Annotated in this window: 13 protein-coding genes and 1 tRNA gene; 5 read left to right on the plus strand and 9 right to left on the minus strand. The window is 61.6% G+C overall.

What is annotated here, in order from left to right:
• Positions 1-33 precede the first annotated feature (33 nt).
• Together LDN70_RS14445 and LDN70_RS14450 are read left to right on the plus strand one after the other, a co-directional pair.
• Entirely contained in the window at positions 34-744 is a 711-nt protein-coding gene (locus LDN70_RS14445) for a signal peptidase I (RefSeq protein ID WP_223940611.1), read from the plus strand.
• On the plus strand, positions 728-1138 hold the full coding sequence (locus tag LDN70_RS14450) for an Hpt domain-containing protein (RefSeq protein WP_165450178.1): 411 nt from the start codon (positions 728-730) through the stop codon (positions 1136-1138). Before LDN70_RS14445 ends, LDN70_RS14450 begins: the two co-directional genes overlap by 17 nt.
• A gap of 22 nt (positions 1139-1160) precedes the next feature.
• On the opposite strand, the gene LDN70_RS14455 is transcribed toward LDN70_RS14450, so the two are convergent.
• The 4 genes from LDN70_RS14455 to galU all read right to left on the minus strand — a co-directional run bounded on the left by LDN70_RS14455 (position 1161) and on the right by galU (position 3909).
• Positions 1161-1233 (minus strand) — tRNA-Ala (locus LDN70_RS14455).
• A 115-nt stretch (positions 1234-1348) separates the two neighbouring features.
• Entirely contained in the window at positions 1349-2239 is an 891-nt protein-coding gene (locus LDN70_RS14460; RefSeq protein ID WP_223942659.1) for a hypothetical protein, read from the minus strand.
• Positions 2240-2384: 145 nt separating this feature from the next.
• Positions 2385-2996 (minus strand): GNAT family N-acetyltransferase, encoded by a 612-nt coding sequence (locus tag LDN70_RS14465; protein ID WP_223942660.1) that lies wholly within the window; start codon positions 2994-2996, stop codon positions 2385-2387.
• A 7-nt stretch (positions 2997-3003) separates the two neighbouring features.
• Positions 3004-3909, minus strand: a complete 906-nt coding sequence (gene galU / locus LDN70_RS14470; protein WP_142938432.1) for a UTP--glucose-1-phosphate uridylyltransferase GalU — start codon at positions 3907-3909, stop codon at positions 3004-3006.
• Between the two features lie 129 nt (positions 3910-4038).
• Between galU and LDN70_RS14475 the strand changes: the two genes are divergently transcribed.
• The 3 genes from LDN70_RS14475 (at position 4039) to cpaB (ending at position 5944) form a co-directional block, all read left to right on the plus strand.
• Positions 4039-4653 carry a 5-formyltetrahydrofolate cyclo-ligase gene (locus tag LDN70_RS14475; RefSeq protein ID WP_142938431.1) on the plus strand — a complete coding sequence of 205 codons (615 nt, stop codon included), beginning with the start codon at positions 4039-4041 and terminating at the stop codon, positions 4651-4653.
• Between the two features lie 153 nt (positions 4654-4806).
• The gene (locus tag LDN70_RS14480; protein ID WP_166839999.1) at positions 4807-5070 is read left to right on the plus strand and encodes an FmdB family zinc ribbon protein; all 264 of its coding nucleotides are present in this window, start codon (positions 4807-4809) and stop codon (positions 5068-5070) included.
• Between the two features lie 64 nt (positions 5071-5134).
• Positions 5135-5944: a Flp pilus assembly protein CpaB gene (gene cpaB / locus LDN70_RS14485; protein ID WP_223940612.1), complete on the plus strand. Its 810-nt coding sequence runs from the start codon at positions 5135-5137 to the stop codon at positions 5942-5944.
• A gap of 26 nt (positions 5945-5970) precedes the next feature.
• Here cpaB and LDN70_RS14490 read toward each other — a convergent pair whose 3' ends face one another.
• From LDN70_RS14490 to LDN70_RS14510, 5 genes are all read right to left on the minus strand, one after another.
• The gene (locus LDN70_RS14490) at positions 5971-10125 is read right to left on the minus strand and encodes a DUF4011 domain-containing protein (protein ID WP_223940613.1); all 4155 of its coding nucleotides are present in this window, start codon (positions 10123-10125) and stop codon (positions 5971-5973) included.
• A gap of 163 nt (positions 10126-10288) precedes the next feature.
• Entirely contained in the window at positions 10289-11878 is a 1590-nt protein-coding gene (gene guaA, locus LDN70_RS14495) for a glutamine-hydrolyzing GMP synthase (RefSeq protein WP_017200327.1), read from the minus strand.
• A 106-nt stretch (positions 11879-11984) separates the two neighbouring features.
• Positions 11985-12485, minus strand: coding sequence for a DUF3817 domain-containing protein (locus LDN70_RS14500; protein WP_223940614.1), 501 nt, complete (start codon positions 12483-12485; stop codon positions 11985-11987).
• A complete protein-coding gene (locus tag LDN70_RS14505; protein WP_166839990.1) occupies positions 12482-13351 on the minus strand; it encodes an SURF1 family protein in 870 nt (289 codons plus the stop codon). Before LDN70_RS14505 ends, LDN70_RS14500 begins: the two co-directional genes overlap by 4 nt.
• A gap of 42 nt (positions 13352-13393) precedes the next feature.
• Positions 13394-13882, minus strand: coding sequence for a PTS sugar transporter subunit IIA (locus LDN70_RS14510; protein WP_142938424.1), 489 nt, complete (start codon positions 13880-13882; stop codon positions 13394-13396).
• Positions 13883-13886: the final 4 nt, after the last annotated feature.

Here is a 13886-nt window from a genome sequence, read left to right on the forward strand (position 1 = left end):
AAGCACAACGAACACCTGAAAGGAACGCCAGGCATGAGCGCACTGAGCACCATCTCCACCCCCGCCGTCCACGGCCGGCGTTCAGCCGCAAAGTCCGTAACCGCCGCCGAGACCGCCGCTGTGAAGCAGCCCGCAGCGGCCCCTACAACTGCTGCCAGCGCCGCTGGCACTGCTGGCCGGTTCCGTCGGATTGCCGGCAAAGTGGTCAAGGGCATCGGCGTGGGCATGCTGATCCTAGGCGCGTTGGTGTTCCTGTTCCTGGCGATCGGGCCACGGATCCTGGGCTACCAAACCTCCAGCATGCTCACCGGTTCCATGGCCCCGCTGATCAACCCGGGCGACGTCGTGGTCACCGTCCCCACCCCCACCACCGACGTCAAAGTAGGCGACATCATCACCTACCACATCCCCGTCGAAGACCAGCGCGTGGAAACCCACCGCATCACCGAGATCACCACCACCGCCGACGGCGGCATCGCAGTCCAGACCAAAGGCGACGCCAACAACGGCCTCGACCCCTGGATCGCCACCCTCCAAGGCAACACCGTGGACAAGCACGTAGCCACCATCCCCTACGTTGGCAACGCCATCCGGGCCCTGCGCGAACCCATCGTCATGAACACCCTCATGTACGGCGCACCCGCCATCCTCGTCATCGGAATGCTCGCCTCCATCTGGACCAAAAACCCGGACAACACAGCCCCGCAAGCAACAGTAGGAGCCGGGGATGAAAGCGCCGCGTAGCGCTGCCGCCGGCGACTGGGACTTGAGCCGAATCCAGTCACTAGCCGACGAGCTTGGAAACCCGAGGCCGGCATTGCGGTTCTTGGCGAAGTACCTTTCAATGCTCCCCCAACGGGTGGAAAGGATCGTTCATGCTGTGGATGAGGGCGACGCATCAGAGACCACAACGGCACTCCTCAGCCTGAAGATCAGTTCAGCCATGGTGGGCGCCTTGGAAACAGAGCACCAGTGCCGGGCGATGGAATCAATGATCCGTGAAAATCATTTCGACGACGCCGCCCAAGCACTCCCGGCGCTGAGGCAAACAACGGACCGCTGCCTTGCATCACGGTCCAACCTCATTCGCGCAGCGCATGTTTCGCTCAGCCGGCATGGTGGATACTTCCGCACTTGAACGATTGAGTGCAATAAATCTGTGGAGCTAAGGAGATTCGAACTCCTGACCTCTTCGATGCGAACGAAGCGCTCTACCAACTGAGCTATAGCCCCTGGACCGAGAGCCTCAACTGCCCGGCCAGTGTCCCTAGGCTACAAACTTTCCCTGCGCTTTTCCAACCACCACACGAACGTCTCCTGGCCTTGCACCTGTGGTCGCTTCCAGGACTTAGGCGCGGCGACGCTGCAGGACATCGTCCAAGTTGCTCAGGGCGCTGTGGTTCTTAGCAGTGGCCACTACAGCAACTGCTGCCTCGGCCTGCTCAACGTTCTGCTTCAGCACAGGCTTGCCAACGGGCTTGGGTGCCTCGGGCAGGTCCAAGGGCTCTGGAGCTGGTCGCGGTGCTTTCGCAGCGGCCACGTACGTTGGCTTGGGGACCTCCACCGGCTGCCAGCTGGCGCCTTTGGAGTCGTTGGCAACTTGAGCGGATTTATCGCCTGCGGCAACTGCCACAGCAAGCGCTGCCTCGCGCAATTCCTTGGCTGACAATCGAGGAGCTTCACGGCTAGAGGCTTCGGCGTCAAAAACCGTGGTTTCCTTCGCTGCGACAAGCGGCTCCTTGGGCAAGTACCGGGCAGGTGTGGGGATGGGTGAGGCCTGAGCCGCACGGCGAGCCCGCCGTTCACGAAGGTCCCGCAAGGCGAGCTTACGCAAGGTAACGACAGCCAGCACAGCGCCAATGAGGGAAACCAGCGGCAACCACACAGAACCGATGCCGAGAATTCTGAGAACCCCTGACACCGCGGCCGTAACTAACAGGGCCAGGCCTGCCAAGGCGAGCGTGAGCCGGGCGTAACGGATAGTGAACGGCGTAGGGGGCGCCTTCCGGAGCGAGGACTCCGCCGCTGGGGAGTCCTGGGGCGACGCCGGTGCTTTGCTGTGCATGGTCTCCATCGGTTTCTCCTGCTGAGGTGCCAAAGTCAGTACCACCCCTGCCTGCGTTTCGTCTGGTTCGTCATCAAGAGCCTCTGCTGGAACAGTGGCCGTTTGGACTTGTTGGCGCCTGTTCCGCAAAACATAGGGCGCCACCCAGACCATCCACAGCGCGACAGTGACCACGAGTATCACTGAGCTGCTGAGAGGGAAGTCCACATTCAAAACCGTAGAAGCAAATCGCCGGGTGCGGCGGCATTGCGGCCGGTGTGTCGTGGGCGAGTCCGCAAATGACTGGAGATATGAGCGAAAAGGCCGATGACCTGCCCGTTTATCCTCTCAGCCACCTGCGCAGGAGTCCTTCCGGCACCTCCTCGGCCGTCAACGCAAAAGAGCGGTGATCAGCCCATTCGCCGTTGATGTGCAGGTAGCGTTCCCGGTAACCTTCATCGCGGAATCCGAGCTTCTCCACAACCCTCAAACTCGGAGAGTTCTCTGGACGGATGTTGATTTCCATACGGTGCAGACCCAGCACCCGGAAGCAGTGGTCAGTTGCCATCGCAACCGCTGTGGGCGCAATGCCACGCCCGGCGCGGTCCTTATCCACCCAATAGCCGAGGGTGGCCATCATGGCCGATCCCCACACGATGGATGAGACCGTCAACTGTCCGACGATTTGCGGCTCGTGAAAACCGGCCGTTCTCTCAACTATGAGAAACGGCAAAGCGGTTGACTGACGGGCCTGCTCATTCAAGGACCCCACCATTTGACGGTAGCTGGGCAGGCGCCCACCCGGAGCCGGGTTGGACGCCTCCCACGGCGCCAGCCACTCGCTGTTCCGCGAACGGACTTCGGACCATTCCCGCTTGTCGCGGTATCGGATGGGCCGGAGCAGCAGGTCTCCGCTTTCCAGCGTTACCGGCCAGATCGCAGAGCCATACATCATTTGTCTATTTGGGAAGTGTGGCGGTGAAGTTGGGCAGCCACTCGCGAAGCTCAGGACCGAGGTCTTCGCGTTCGCAGGCAAGCTCGATGCAGGCCTTGAGGTAGCTGAGCTTGTCGCCGGTGTCGTAACGACGGCCACGGAACACAACGCCGTAGACGCCGTAACCTTCACCTTCGCCGGCAGCAAGCACCTCAAGGGCATCGGTCAGCTGGATTTCTCCGCCGCGACCTGGAGCCGTCTTCTCCAAGACGTCGAACACGGCCGGGTGCAGCACGTAACGTCCAATCACGGCAAGGTTGGAGGGCGCCTCTTCCGGAGAAGGCTTTTCGACGAGTTGCTTGATGCGCACGTAGCCATCTTCACCGTTGTCCTCAACATCGGCGCAACCATAGGCGCTGATCTTGGAAGGCTCGACCTCGATGAGGGCAACAACGGAACCACCGGTCTTCTGCTGAACAGCAATCATTTCGCTCAGCAGGTCCTCACGGGCATCGATCAGGTCATCGCCGAGCAGAACGGCGAAGGGCTCGTACCCAACGTGCTGCTTTGCACGAAGGACAGCATGACCGAGGCCGTTAGGGTCGCCCTGGCGGACGTAGTGGATATCACCGAGGTTGGTGGCGGACTGAATGGCTTCAAGCTTGGCGGTGTCGCCCTTTTCAGCAAGCGTGGCCTCAAGAGCCGGCACACGGTCAAAGTGGTCTTCGAGTGCCCGCTTGCTGCGCCCTGTAATCATCAGGACGTCATGCAGGCCCACCTTGACCGCTTCTTCGACGACATACTGGATGGCAGGCTTGTCCACCACGGGCAGCATTTCCTTTGGCATCGCCTTGGTGGCGGGCAGGAAGCGGGTGCCAAGGCCTGCTGCGGGAATGACGGCCTTGCGGACAGCGTTGTTTTCTAGAGTCACCGGACTAATGTAACGGACGGAACACACCAACGGCTAAACCCCTCGCCGCGTCGTTAGCACATTTGGTTTTCCGCAGTGGATAACCTCTGCAGCTCAACCGGCGCGCGACAACCACCCGAACGGACAGAGATGGCATCGAAGGAAGACATTCGCAGCAGTCGGCGGCTGCACAGGCGGGCCCTCAGTCCTGAACACCTGGCTCGCGCTGGAGAGTCCCTTGCACAGCATGGCACGGCCTGGGCGGCCAAGGTCTCCCCCGGCGCTTCCTCGACCTTTGCCGTGTACCTGGGCGTCGCTTTCGAGCCGCCCACCATCCCTTTGATCACAGCCCTGCACAAGGCCGGGCACCGGGTGCTACTGCCCGTCTGCGAGCCGGGGCGGCTTTTGAGCTGGGTGTATTGGACACCTGACACAGCATTTGTCCGGTCCACCTTTGCGCCGATAGACGAGCCGGAGGGTGAGCGGCTGGAGAGCTCGGTAGTTGCCGGTACCGCGGGGATCTTCATGCCCGCGACGGCGGTGGACCGGGACGGCAACCGGATCGGCCAGGGAGGCGGCTATTACGACAGGCTCCTCCAGGGCCTGGATGCTTCCGGCGGCAGGCCGCCCACCATCGCCGTAGTGTTCGACGACGATTTGTTACCTTCGGGGTCCATTCCCGCCGAGGCCTTTGATCGCCCCGTGCGACAAGTGCTGACACCGTCTGGAGTGGTTGAACTCGGCGACGACGCCGAGCAGCGCTGATGGTGGCCGGCTTATCAAGTGAGGCCGGAACTACCGAGGGTACGCCCTGCGGCGACCGATGATAGAATTAGCACTCAGGCCCTGTGACTGCTAAGGCGGACTATCTCCACCGACGCTGCCAGGACCTGAACTTTGTCCTAAAGGAGGAACTCAGTGCCCACATACGCATACGCTTGCAAAGACTGTGACCATGCCTTCGACATCGTCCAGTCCTTCTCTGACAGCTCCTTGACGGAGTGCCCCGAATGCAAAGGCGCCCTGCGGAAGAAGTTCAACAGCGTCGGCGTCGTTTTCAAGGGCTCCGGATTTTACCGGACTGATTCCCGGGATGCCAAGGGCAGCACTGTTTCAGCGGCGCCTGCTGCCTCTACACCCGCGCCTTCAGCAGCACCGGCAACTGCAGCGGCAAGCAGCTAACTGGTTTTCCACATAGGGCAACCGGGCGCTGTTTGCGGCCCGGGAAGCTGGCTAGCGTGGCGGCATGCCACAAATGTCACGCAGCGCCCTCCTCGCCCGTGCTGAACGCTCATCGCGAGCCGCCGGTACTTGGCCGCCCATCAGCCCTTCGCGCTCCCTGCAACCGCATTCCCGCTCCCGGACCAGTTCACGGTTCAACCGCGGTCGTCCACGAGGGCGCTCAGGTCAGCGCGGGCGCCGGACGGGATTTGGTTCCTGGATTGCACGTAACCGCCGCTTGGCAGTAGCGCTGCTGTTATGCGTGGCTGCCGGCATCGCAGTCCAGGAACTCACCCCTGCGTCTGAGCAACAGGTGAGCGTCCTCGTGGCAGCCCGGGACCTTCCAACGGGGACCCACCTCACCGCAGCGGACTTCACCACTGTTGAGGTACCACCCAATCTCGCGATCAGCGGAGCTTTGGACAGCGTCGGCGCCCTTGTTGGCCGCCAACTCGCGTCCCCTCTGGGTAAGGGACAGATCCCTTCGGAGACAAGTCTGCTGGGACCCGGCCTTCTGACAGGCGCACCCGTGGGATCGGCAGCTGTCCCCCTCCGGATGGCCGATCCTTCGTCCATCCAGCTACTCTCCCCCGGTCAGCTGGTATCAGTGGTCCTCACGGCAGCGGGGTCCTATGACGAATCACAGCAAAGTCAAGTCCTCGCAGGACCTGTACCCGTACTCTGGACGTCAGCCCAGGGCGGCAAGCCCGGTGAATGGCTGGGTACAGGTGACACGGACGGTCTGGTGGTGGTGGCGGCTGATCCTCAACAAGCAGAAAAGCTTGCCGGCGCATCAACGCAAGGCAAGCTTTTCTTTGTTTTGGTTAGCCCCTAGCGGGCTAATCAATGATCATTGTCCGCTCAGCCCCAGTGCGGGGGTTTCTGTTCCTTGAGCCACTGCTCATGGTCGTAGTTGGAGTCATCGCCCCACCGCCGGGGATCATCCTCAGCGGCCTTGGTGGGCAGAATCCCGCTCGGGCCGGTCTTGGCTGCCGGGGACTTCGGTTCCCCGGCCGCCTCCGTAGGACCAGCGGTGTTCTCGCCGGTTTCCTCAGTAGCGCGGTCCTCGCCGCCTGTTTCCTGATCCATCAGTGGTGCTTCTTTCGAATTCTCTGCTTCATGGACGTCGTGTTGAGGTTCTTCACCCTCAGCATGCTCAACGGAATCTCCGGCCAACAGAGGCTGGTCAGTTACCGAGGTCAATTCTTCCCCAGGGGCGTGAAGGAAACCACTGTGGGTGGAGGCAGACTGTGCAAGGTGATTCTCGAGGCCCAAGTAGGAGCCTATCCGGTCCGCGCAGGACGAAGGATCGGTGAAGACCTCGATCGTCCAGAGCGACATATAGCGCCATCCCATGCGCTCCAACAGTTGCGGCCGCAGGCGGCTCCGTTCACGGACGCTCATCCGCCGGTAGCGTTCAGTACCATCGGATTCGATGGCAACGGGGGTGGGGATTTCAGCACCCTCCCGGCCAATGGTGTGGACGGGGTCCGCAGCCGCCGCTATATCCAGCACGCCGTCGTAGAGATGCCATACCCTGGCTCCGCGGGCGCGCAAACGGTCGCCCAGATCGGCCACCAACGGATCTTCACCTAAAGCCTGCTCACTGGCGACAGCGCGGGAGGCGGGCGTTCCGAGGTTGCTGTTGCCGGAGAGCTCCCGGTCCAGGAGTTCATAGAAGTCCACAGCACCATGGGCCAGGCGATCAAGGTCGAGATCCTCGGGCCGGAAGCACGTCAGGACGTGCATGGAGCGCCGGGCACGTGTCATTGCCAGGGCGAAACGGTTACGCCCGCCCTCGGTGGACAACGGACCGAAGGAATGGAGCGCACGGCCATGCGGTGTGCGGCCATAGCCTAGTGAGAAGATCACATGGTCGCGGACAAGGCCCTGTGCGCGCTCAAGGTCCACCACACGGAAAGACTCGGGGCCGGCTCCGAAGAAGCTGGACAGCAGGGGGTGGTTGGGCAATTGCAGCCTGATGGCTTCGCCAATCCTGGCAGCATGGCGCAGGCTCGCCGTCACCACGGCGAGTGATGTACGGGGCCGGAGCCTTGCGTGTTCGAACACAAGATCCACAACGCGGTTGACCTCCGCGGTGACGGACTCAACGCCCTCATGGTCCGCCCCAGGCAGCCCGGTGCCGTCCGGTATGTACTCTACGTGGATTGATCGGTCCAAGCCGGTGACCGAGTTGCCGTCGGGCAAACGACGCAGGCCACCGTCGTAATAGTTTTTGCTCAACTGGAGGATCAGGTCCTCGTCCACCGCACGGTAGACCCAGTTCAGCTGCCAGGTGGGAAGGACCCTGGCCAATGCCTTGAAGGCACTGTCCACATTCTCGTGGCTGGCTACCCCGGCCACAGGCGGCTCCACGGCGACGCTGAACGTGCGCGCATGGGCAATTTTCGCGTCGCCGAAGGCAACTACCTGGCGTGCCCGGGCGATGGCCGGGAGAACAGCCTGCAATGAAGTGGATTCGGCGTCGATGATCACCACGGCATCGAATTTTTGCTCGGCCGGGAGCACCCCGGTGAGCAAGTAAGGACTGACGGACCATACCGGCACCAGCAGGGGTACCAGGTCCGGGGCCTGGGCGCTCAGGGCGGGCAGCGTCACCCGGCCATCCTTCAACAGGGCGCGGAGTAGCTCCGCCTGCCTGGGATGTTCAAGGAGACCCTGACGCCATTTCTGGGCCAGCTGCCAACGGAGGCGAGCGGCGCCACTGGCAATGTGGGCTTGGTCCGCAAGGCGGTATTCGGCTTCGAGGCGGCGCAGTGAATCACCGTCGGACATGGCGAGGTAATCATCACCGCTGATCATCGCCTCCAGCGCGGACTGCCACCAAGCCAGATCCAGTTCGGCGGCTACAGAAGACGCCGGGACTTCCCGGGCAGCAAGATCCGCCAGCAGTTCACCGAGCCCGTGCTCGCGCATTTCCTCGATAAGGAGCGTCCGCTCAGGAAGCGTCTCCAAAGTGGCTGTGTCTGCAACGAGCCGCTCCAACCGTTCCATGAGTGGGGCATACCGCGTCCCGTGCAGGGCTCCACCATCGGAGGTGTACTTGAGCGCATCACCCAGGCGGCGCAGCTCGCCATCGAGTTCCCGGTAGAGTGCACCGAGATCGGCAAGGCCGGAAGGAACAGCCGGGTGCCGCTGGGTTGTTGCATACCCTGCCCACAGAGCACGCTGCTCCTGGACCAGCACTAAGGAGCTGTGAAGGTCCGCAATGTGAACACCGGGCCGCACGTATTCCTTAGCTACCCGACGCAGGCGGGAGCGCTGCATGGAGGGCATCTCAAGGTTGCGCTCACGGCGCCAGGCAGAGGTGGCAGTGGCGGAGATGAGATCGTGCACCGGCCGGTCAAAGATATCCGGGGTGAACTTATCCAGGCTCTCGCGTACGGCAATGAGCAGTTCCAGCTGAGCGCCCCATTCGGTGAAAGTTTCACCTAGGCGGATCTCGGCGTGATCGGAAAGCTGCTTCATGCGATCCCGCAGGACCGGAAGTTTCTCCTCGGCCGAGCGGGCAAGCTGCTGTGCTTCCTCGGTCTCCTTGCGGGTCACCAAACGGGCGCCATACCAGGGGCTCGAGGTGGAGGACCGGCTGAAGCTGCCAAGCTCGGCGGCCCGACGCAATCGGCCAGCGAGCTCTTCACGGTCCTTGATATTGTCCAGGACGCTTCGCTTCAAGCGCACCGTAGTGGAGGGTGCAGGGTGAATTGAGGTCAATTCGGCAAGTGACTGCATTGCCTGGTACGGCGAGCAACCCCACCGCTCACGGACGTTATGCAGGGAGGCTACATGGTCCATCAGTGCATGACGGTGGCTGGTAAGTGTCTGGTGAAGGTTGCCCAGCTGTGGCTCAAGCGCTTTCTCATTGCGCATGATGGCTCTGACCAACTGGCCTTTGAGTTGCTGAGGAGTGGTTCCATTACCGGGCCGGAAGAGCATCGACTCCAGGCCCAGGGATTCAAGGTGGCCGGAAAGTCCTGCAAGGCTGGTCTGCCTGTCCCCCACCACCAGAATGGACTTGCCTTCGCTGACCAACGCACCTATTGCGTTGATTGCTGTTTGCGTTTGGCCGCTTCCTGGCGGGGTGCTGACAACAAGTGAGTCCCCGGCACGAACGGCATCAACTACATACTGCTGATCCGTATCAGCATCGAGCAGGAGAAGCTCATCGGCCGGATCCCGAAGGTCCAGGCTTGGGAACCGGCCTGCCTTGATCGGCTCTGGTTCAATGTCTCCGCCGTTGGCGGCAGTCGAGAGTGCTGCAACCGTGGGGTTGTTCATGTTGATCCATGGATCATCCAGGTTGCCGGAGAGATCAGCCAGCGTAGTGACCAGCAGGTTAAACTCCACCTCTGCGCCATGAATCGGCTGAATCAGCGTGGTTAACCGATCCAGGACAGGCTGGGGATCAAGCCGGGCAGTGTTGTAGGCCATGCGCGCTACAGCGTTAACATCAAAGACGATGCCATGAACTGTCTTCAGATGGCGCACCAGGGCAGGGTTCATTCGCGCCTGCTCGGTGAGCTGAAGCTCAAAGTCGTCCTCGCCAGGCCTGACCGTGAGGACAATGGAAGTAAGCATCACGGGGGCAGAAACGCGTTGGGGCTTACCGCCAACGGCAGAGGTCCACACGACGGTCCCGGCGGACAAGTACCCGGCCTCGATGCCGCGGTCGTTGCTGAGCTCGAAGATCTTGGACCGGATGTTGCGGGCCGCCCTGGCTGCGACCAGGTACTGTTGACGATCCCTGATGAGCGTGGAAAGCCGTGTTCGTCGGCCTGCAAGCAACTGCGCCAGCCCGGACGGGTGGGCGTTGCTGAGATCGATGGCGCCTTCAGGCGTCTTGACGAAGCGCAGCATGGTGTCGGCCCCGGTGACGGGTTTGAGACCAGACAGCCATTTGCGGAGCTCTTCGGAGCCCTCTTCCTGGCCTTGACCTACTGACACGACTTCTGCCTTCTTTTCTGTACTAGCTTTAGACGCCTTGGACCATACCGGCATACTTTCGAGGGTAGCGGGAATCCGCGGACAGCTCGCTCCGCAACGCTGTTCCACTGCGAAATTCGCCGTCATTTCACAGCCGAGGGCAATGAGTGGGGCAAAGAAGCATCCCGGCTTCAAACAAAGTGGCCGGCCTCCCAGAGGAAGCCGGCCACTCAATGTGCTATTCCCACTCGATGGTTCCCGGTGGCTTGCTGGTGACGTCCAGCACCACGCGGTTGACTCCATCCACCTCGTTGGTAATTCTGTTGGAGATCCGGGCAAGCAGGTCATACGGCAACCGCGACCAGTCTGCCGTCATGGCGTCCTCGGAAGACACCGGACGCAACACAATCGGGTGACCGTAGGTGCGGCCATCGCCCTGGACACCAACGCTGCGAACATCAGCCAGGAGAACTACCGGCATCTGCCAGACGTCGTTATCCAAGCCTGCGGCCGTGAGTTCCGCACGTGCAATGGCATCAGCCTTACGCAGTAGATCCAGGCGCTCCTTGGTCACTTCGCCCACAATGCGGATTCCCAAGCCGGGGCCCGGGAACGGCTGGCGGCCGACGATCTCCTGCGGCAGGCCAAGCTGTGCACCCACAGCGCGGACTTCGTCCTTGAACAGGGCTCGCAGCGGCTCAACGAGTTCGAACTGAAGATCTTCGGGGAGTCCGCCCACGTTGTGGTGGCTCTTGATGTTTGCAGCACCTTCGCCGCCGCCTGATTCCACGACGTCCGGGTAAAGCGTTCCTTGGACGAGGAACTTGATCTTTTCACCCTCGGCAGCGGCCTGGGCAATGATGGCCCGTTCCGCTTCTTCGAAGGCACGAATGAACTCGCGGCCAATGATCTTGCGCTTGGTCTCAGGATCGCTGACGCCTGCCAATGCCGACTGGAAACGTTCCTGCTCGTTGGCAACGTAAAGGTTGACGCCGGTGGCGGCCACGAAGTCGCGTTCAACCTGCTCGGCTTCGCCTTCACGCAGAAGGCCATGGTCAACGAAGACACACGTCAGCTGGTCACCAACAGCGCGCTGGACCAGAGCAGCGGCTACGGCGGAATCGACGCCGCCGGAAAGGCCACAGATAACCTTGGAGTCCCCGATCTGCTGGCGGATCCGGTCCACCTGCTCTTCGAGGATGTTGCCCGTTGTCCAGTTGGGGCTCAAGCCCGCGCCCTTGAACAGGAAGTTTTCCAGGACGTGCTGTCCAAGAACGGAGTGCTTCACTTCGGGGTGCCACTGCACACCGTAGAGGCGCTTCTCATCATTGGCGAAGGCAGCCACCGGAGCTCCGGCCGTAGTTGCCAGCACCTCGAAGCCCTCCGGAGCCTCATGAACGGAGTCTCCGTGGCTCATCCATGTGTTCTGGGAGGACGGGACGCCGTCGAGGATGGAGCGTGCATCACCCACAAGAAGGGCTTCGGTAGCTCCGTATTCCCGCAAACCAGTCTGGGCCACCTTGCCGCCCAAGGCATTTGCCATGGCCTGGAATCCGTAGCAGATGCCGAATACCGGAACGCCGGCCTCGAAGAGGTCGGCACCCACGAAGGGCGCGCCCTCCGCGTAAACACTGGAGGGCCCTCCGGAGAGAATGATGGCTGCCGGGTTCTTGGCCAGAAGCTGCTCGGTGGTGAAGGTATGCGGAACAATTTCCGAATACACATTCGCTTCGCGGACGCGGCGGGCAATCAGCTGCGCGTACTGGGCACCGTAGTCAACAACCAGCACCGGCTTCTGGGAAGTTTGGGGTGCGGTGGGAGTAGTCACCAGACAAGACTACTTTGCCGAGCCGTCCCGGTGCACGTTGGCAGAGGCGTCAGAGGACCAAAACGGCCCCGCCGTTAGGCATCTCACACCGGGACGCCGTGAGGTGCTAGTAGCGCTTGGACGCCTGCGGATTGGCTGCGAGTTCCGCTTCAACCTGCGCGTGGAATTTCTTCTCCACGATGAAGGACAGCAAGGGGATGACTCCACCAAGTGCCAAAAGGATCATTTTGGAGAACGGCCAGCGCATGAGCGACCACAAGCGGAAGTTGGAGACCAGGTAAACCACGTACATCCAACCGTGCACAATCAGAATCGAGATGGAAATGTTGAAGCCGCCAATGACGCCCTTGGGTTCGGATTCAGCGAAACCGAAGCCAAACGGCTGGCCCGTCACTGCGTTCGTTCCGCCCGCGAAGAGCGAGACGCCAAAGCCGTAACGGGCAATCAATTCAGCGCACAGCAGGAGAAGCATGGCACCCGTGAGGTAGGCCATGACCTTGTAGAACTTCAACGCCGAACGAATTTGCGCTTCCGTCCCGCCGAAACGCCGCTTCCTGGGCTTGGGTCCGGACTGTTCGGGCTGGATAGCCGGTTTTGGCTCAATCATTGCTGCACCTTTTGTTCTGGCTCTGGGTTTGTAGGTTCTGTAGTTGCCTCGGGGTGGCCTGCCTGGTCCAAGTCGTCATCGGCGAATTCGTCGTCGAATTCGTCCTCTTCCAAGTCCCGCCGGTAGTCGTCCTTCACCAGGCGCCACCAGATGAAGATCGAGAAACCGGCAAAGACAACCCATTCCACCGCATAGAAGAGGTTCAGCCAGTTGACCTGCTCCGCAGGAGGCTGGGGAGGAATGTTCAGTGCCTTGACGTCATCTCCGAGGGGAATTTGCGCGCCTCCGGCCACCTCCGTGGTAGCTGCGATAAAGCCCTGGTAGCTGGAAACTTCCCATTTATTGATGAGTTCCGCCGTTGAGACTGCGGACGCGCGGTCCGGGCCGGCGTCGACGTTTGGAAGCGGCGCTTCGGACGGGATGAGGCGGCCCGTCACGGTGATGGTTCCCGACGGCGGCGGGCCGGCTTGGGCGGCATCCGCCACCCACCCGCGGGCTACCGGAATCCACGTCTTGGGTGAGGCACCAGCGCCCTTGAGCGTGGGGGCGTCATTGACGGCAAAGGCGGAGACGATCCAGAAGCCCTTTTGGTTGTTGTAGAGGCGGCCTTCAACCAGGACCTGCTTGCTGGGATCGTAGGTACCCGTGGCCGTGACCATCTGGTCCGAAACCGAGCCGGGAAAGAACTGGCCCGGTTGGAGGACGTCCACCAGGGGTTTCACTTCTTCGATGCTGGACGGTGCCGGGGGCTCATGCTGGGCGGACCGGCTGAGCTGCCATTGGCTGAGCAGCACAAACACCCCGGACAACAGAAGCGCAAAGATCAGTCCTGCGATCCAGCGGGGTTTCAACGCGGTTTTCAACACCCCTTAACCGTACTTCGTCCGGCTGTAGAACAACGAAACGCCCTAGTGGTCGAAGAACACCAGGCTGGAGTTGATGAGCTCGGAGATGACTTCGGGGTCATGCGCCCGCCGGAGGGACTCGCGGAAGGACTCTTTGGACAGGGAGCGGGCCAGCGTGGCCAGAACCTCGAGGTGGTCGGAGAAGGAACTGGCAGGCGTGGCGATCAGGAGGATCAGGGTTGCCGGACCGTCGGTGGCTCCGAAGTCCAAGGCATGGCCAAATTTGGTTACCCCTACGGCTATGGAGATCCTGTCCACGAATTCGCTGCGGGCATGCGGCAGACCGATGCCGCCCGGAAGGCCGGTGGCAAGCTGGTGCTCCCGTGAATGTACTTGCTCCAGGAAGCCCTCAAGGTTGGTAATCCTGCCGGCTGCATAGAGCCTGTGAGCCAGTTGCGCCGCGGCATCGATCTTGTCTTGGGCAACAAGTTCAAGAATGACCGTATCCGGGGTTGTCAGTTCCGCATCGTACCGGTCAAGTGGTTCAGCCAAGTTG

This window comes from Arthrobacter sp. StoSoilB22 (assembly GCF_019977315.1).
GTDB lineage: Bacteria > Actinomycetota > Actinomycetes > Actinomycetales > Micrococcaceae > Arthrobacter.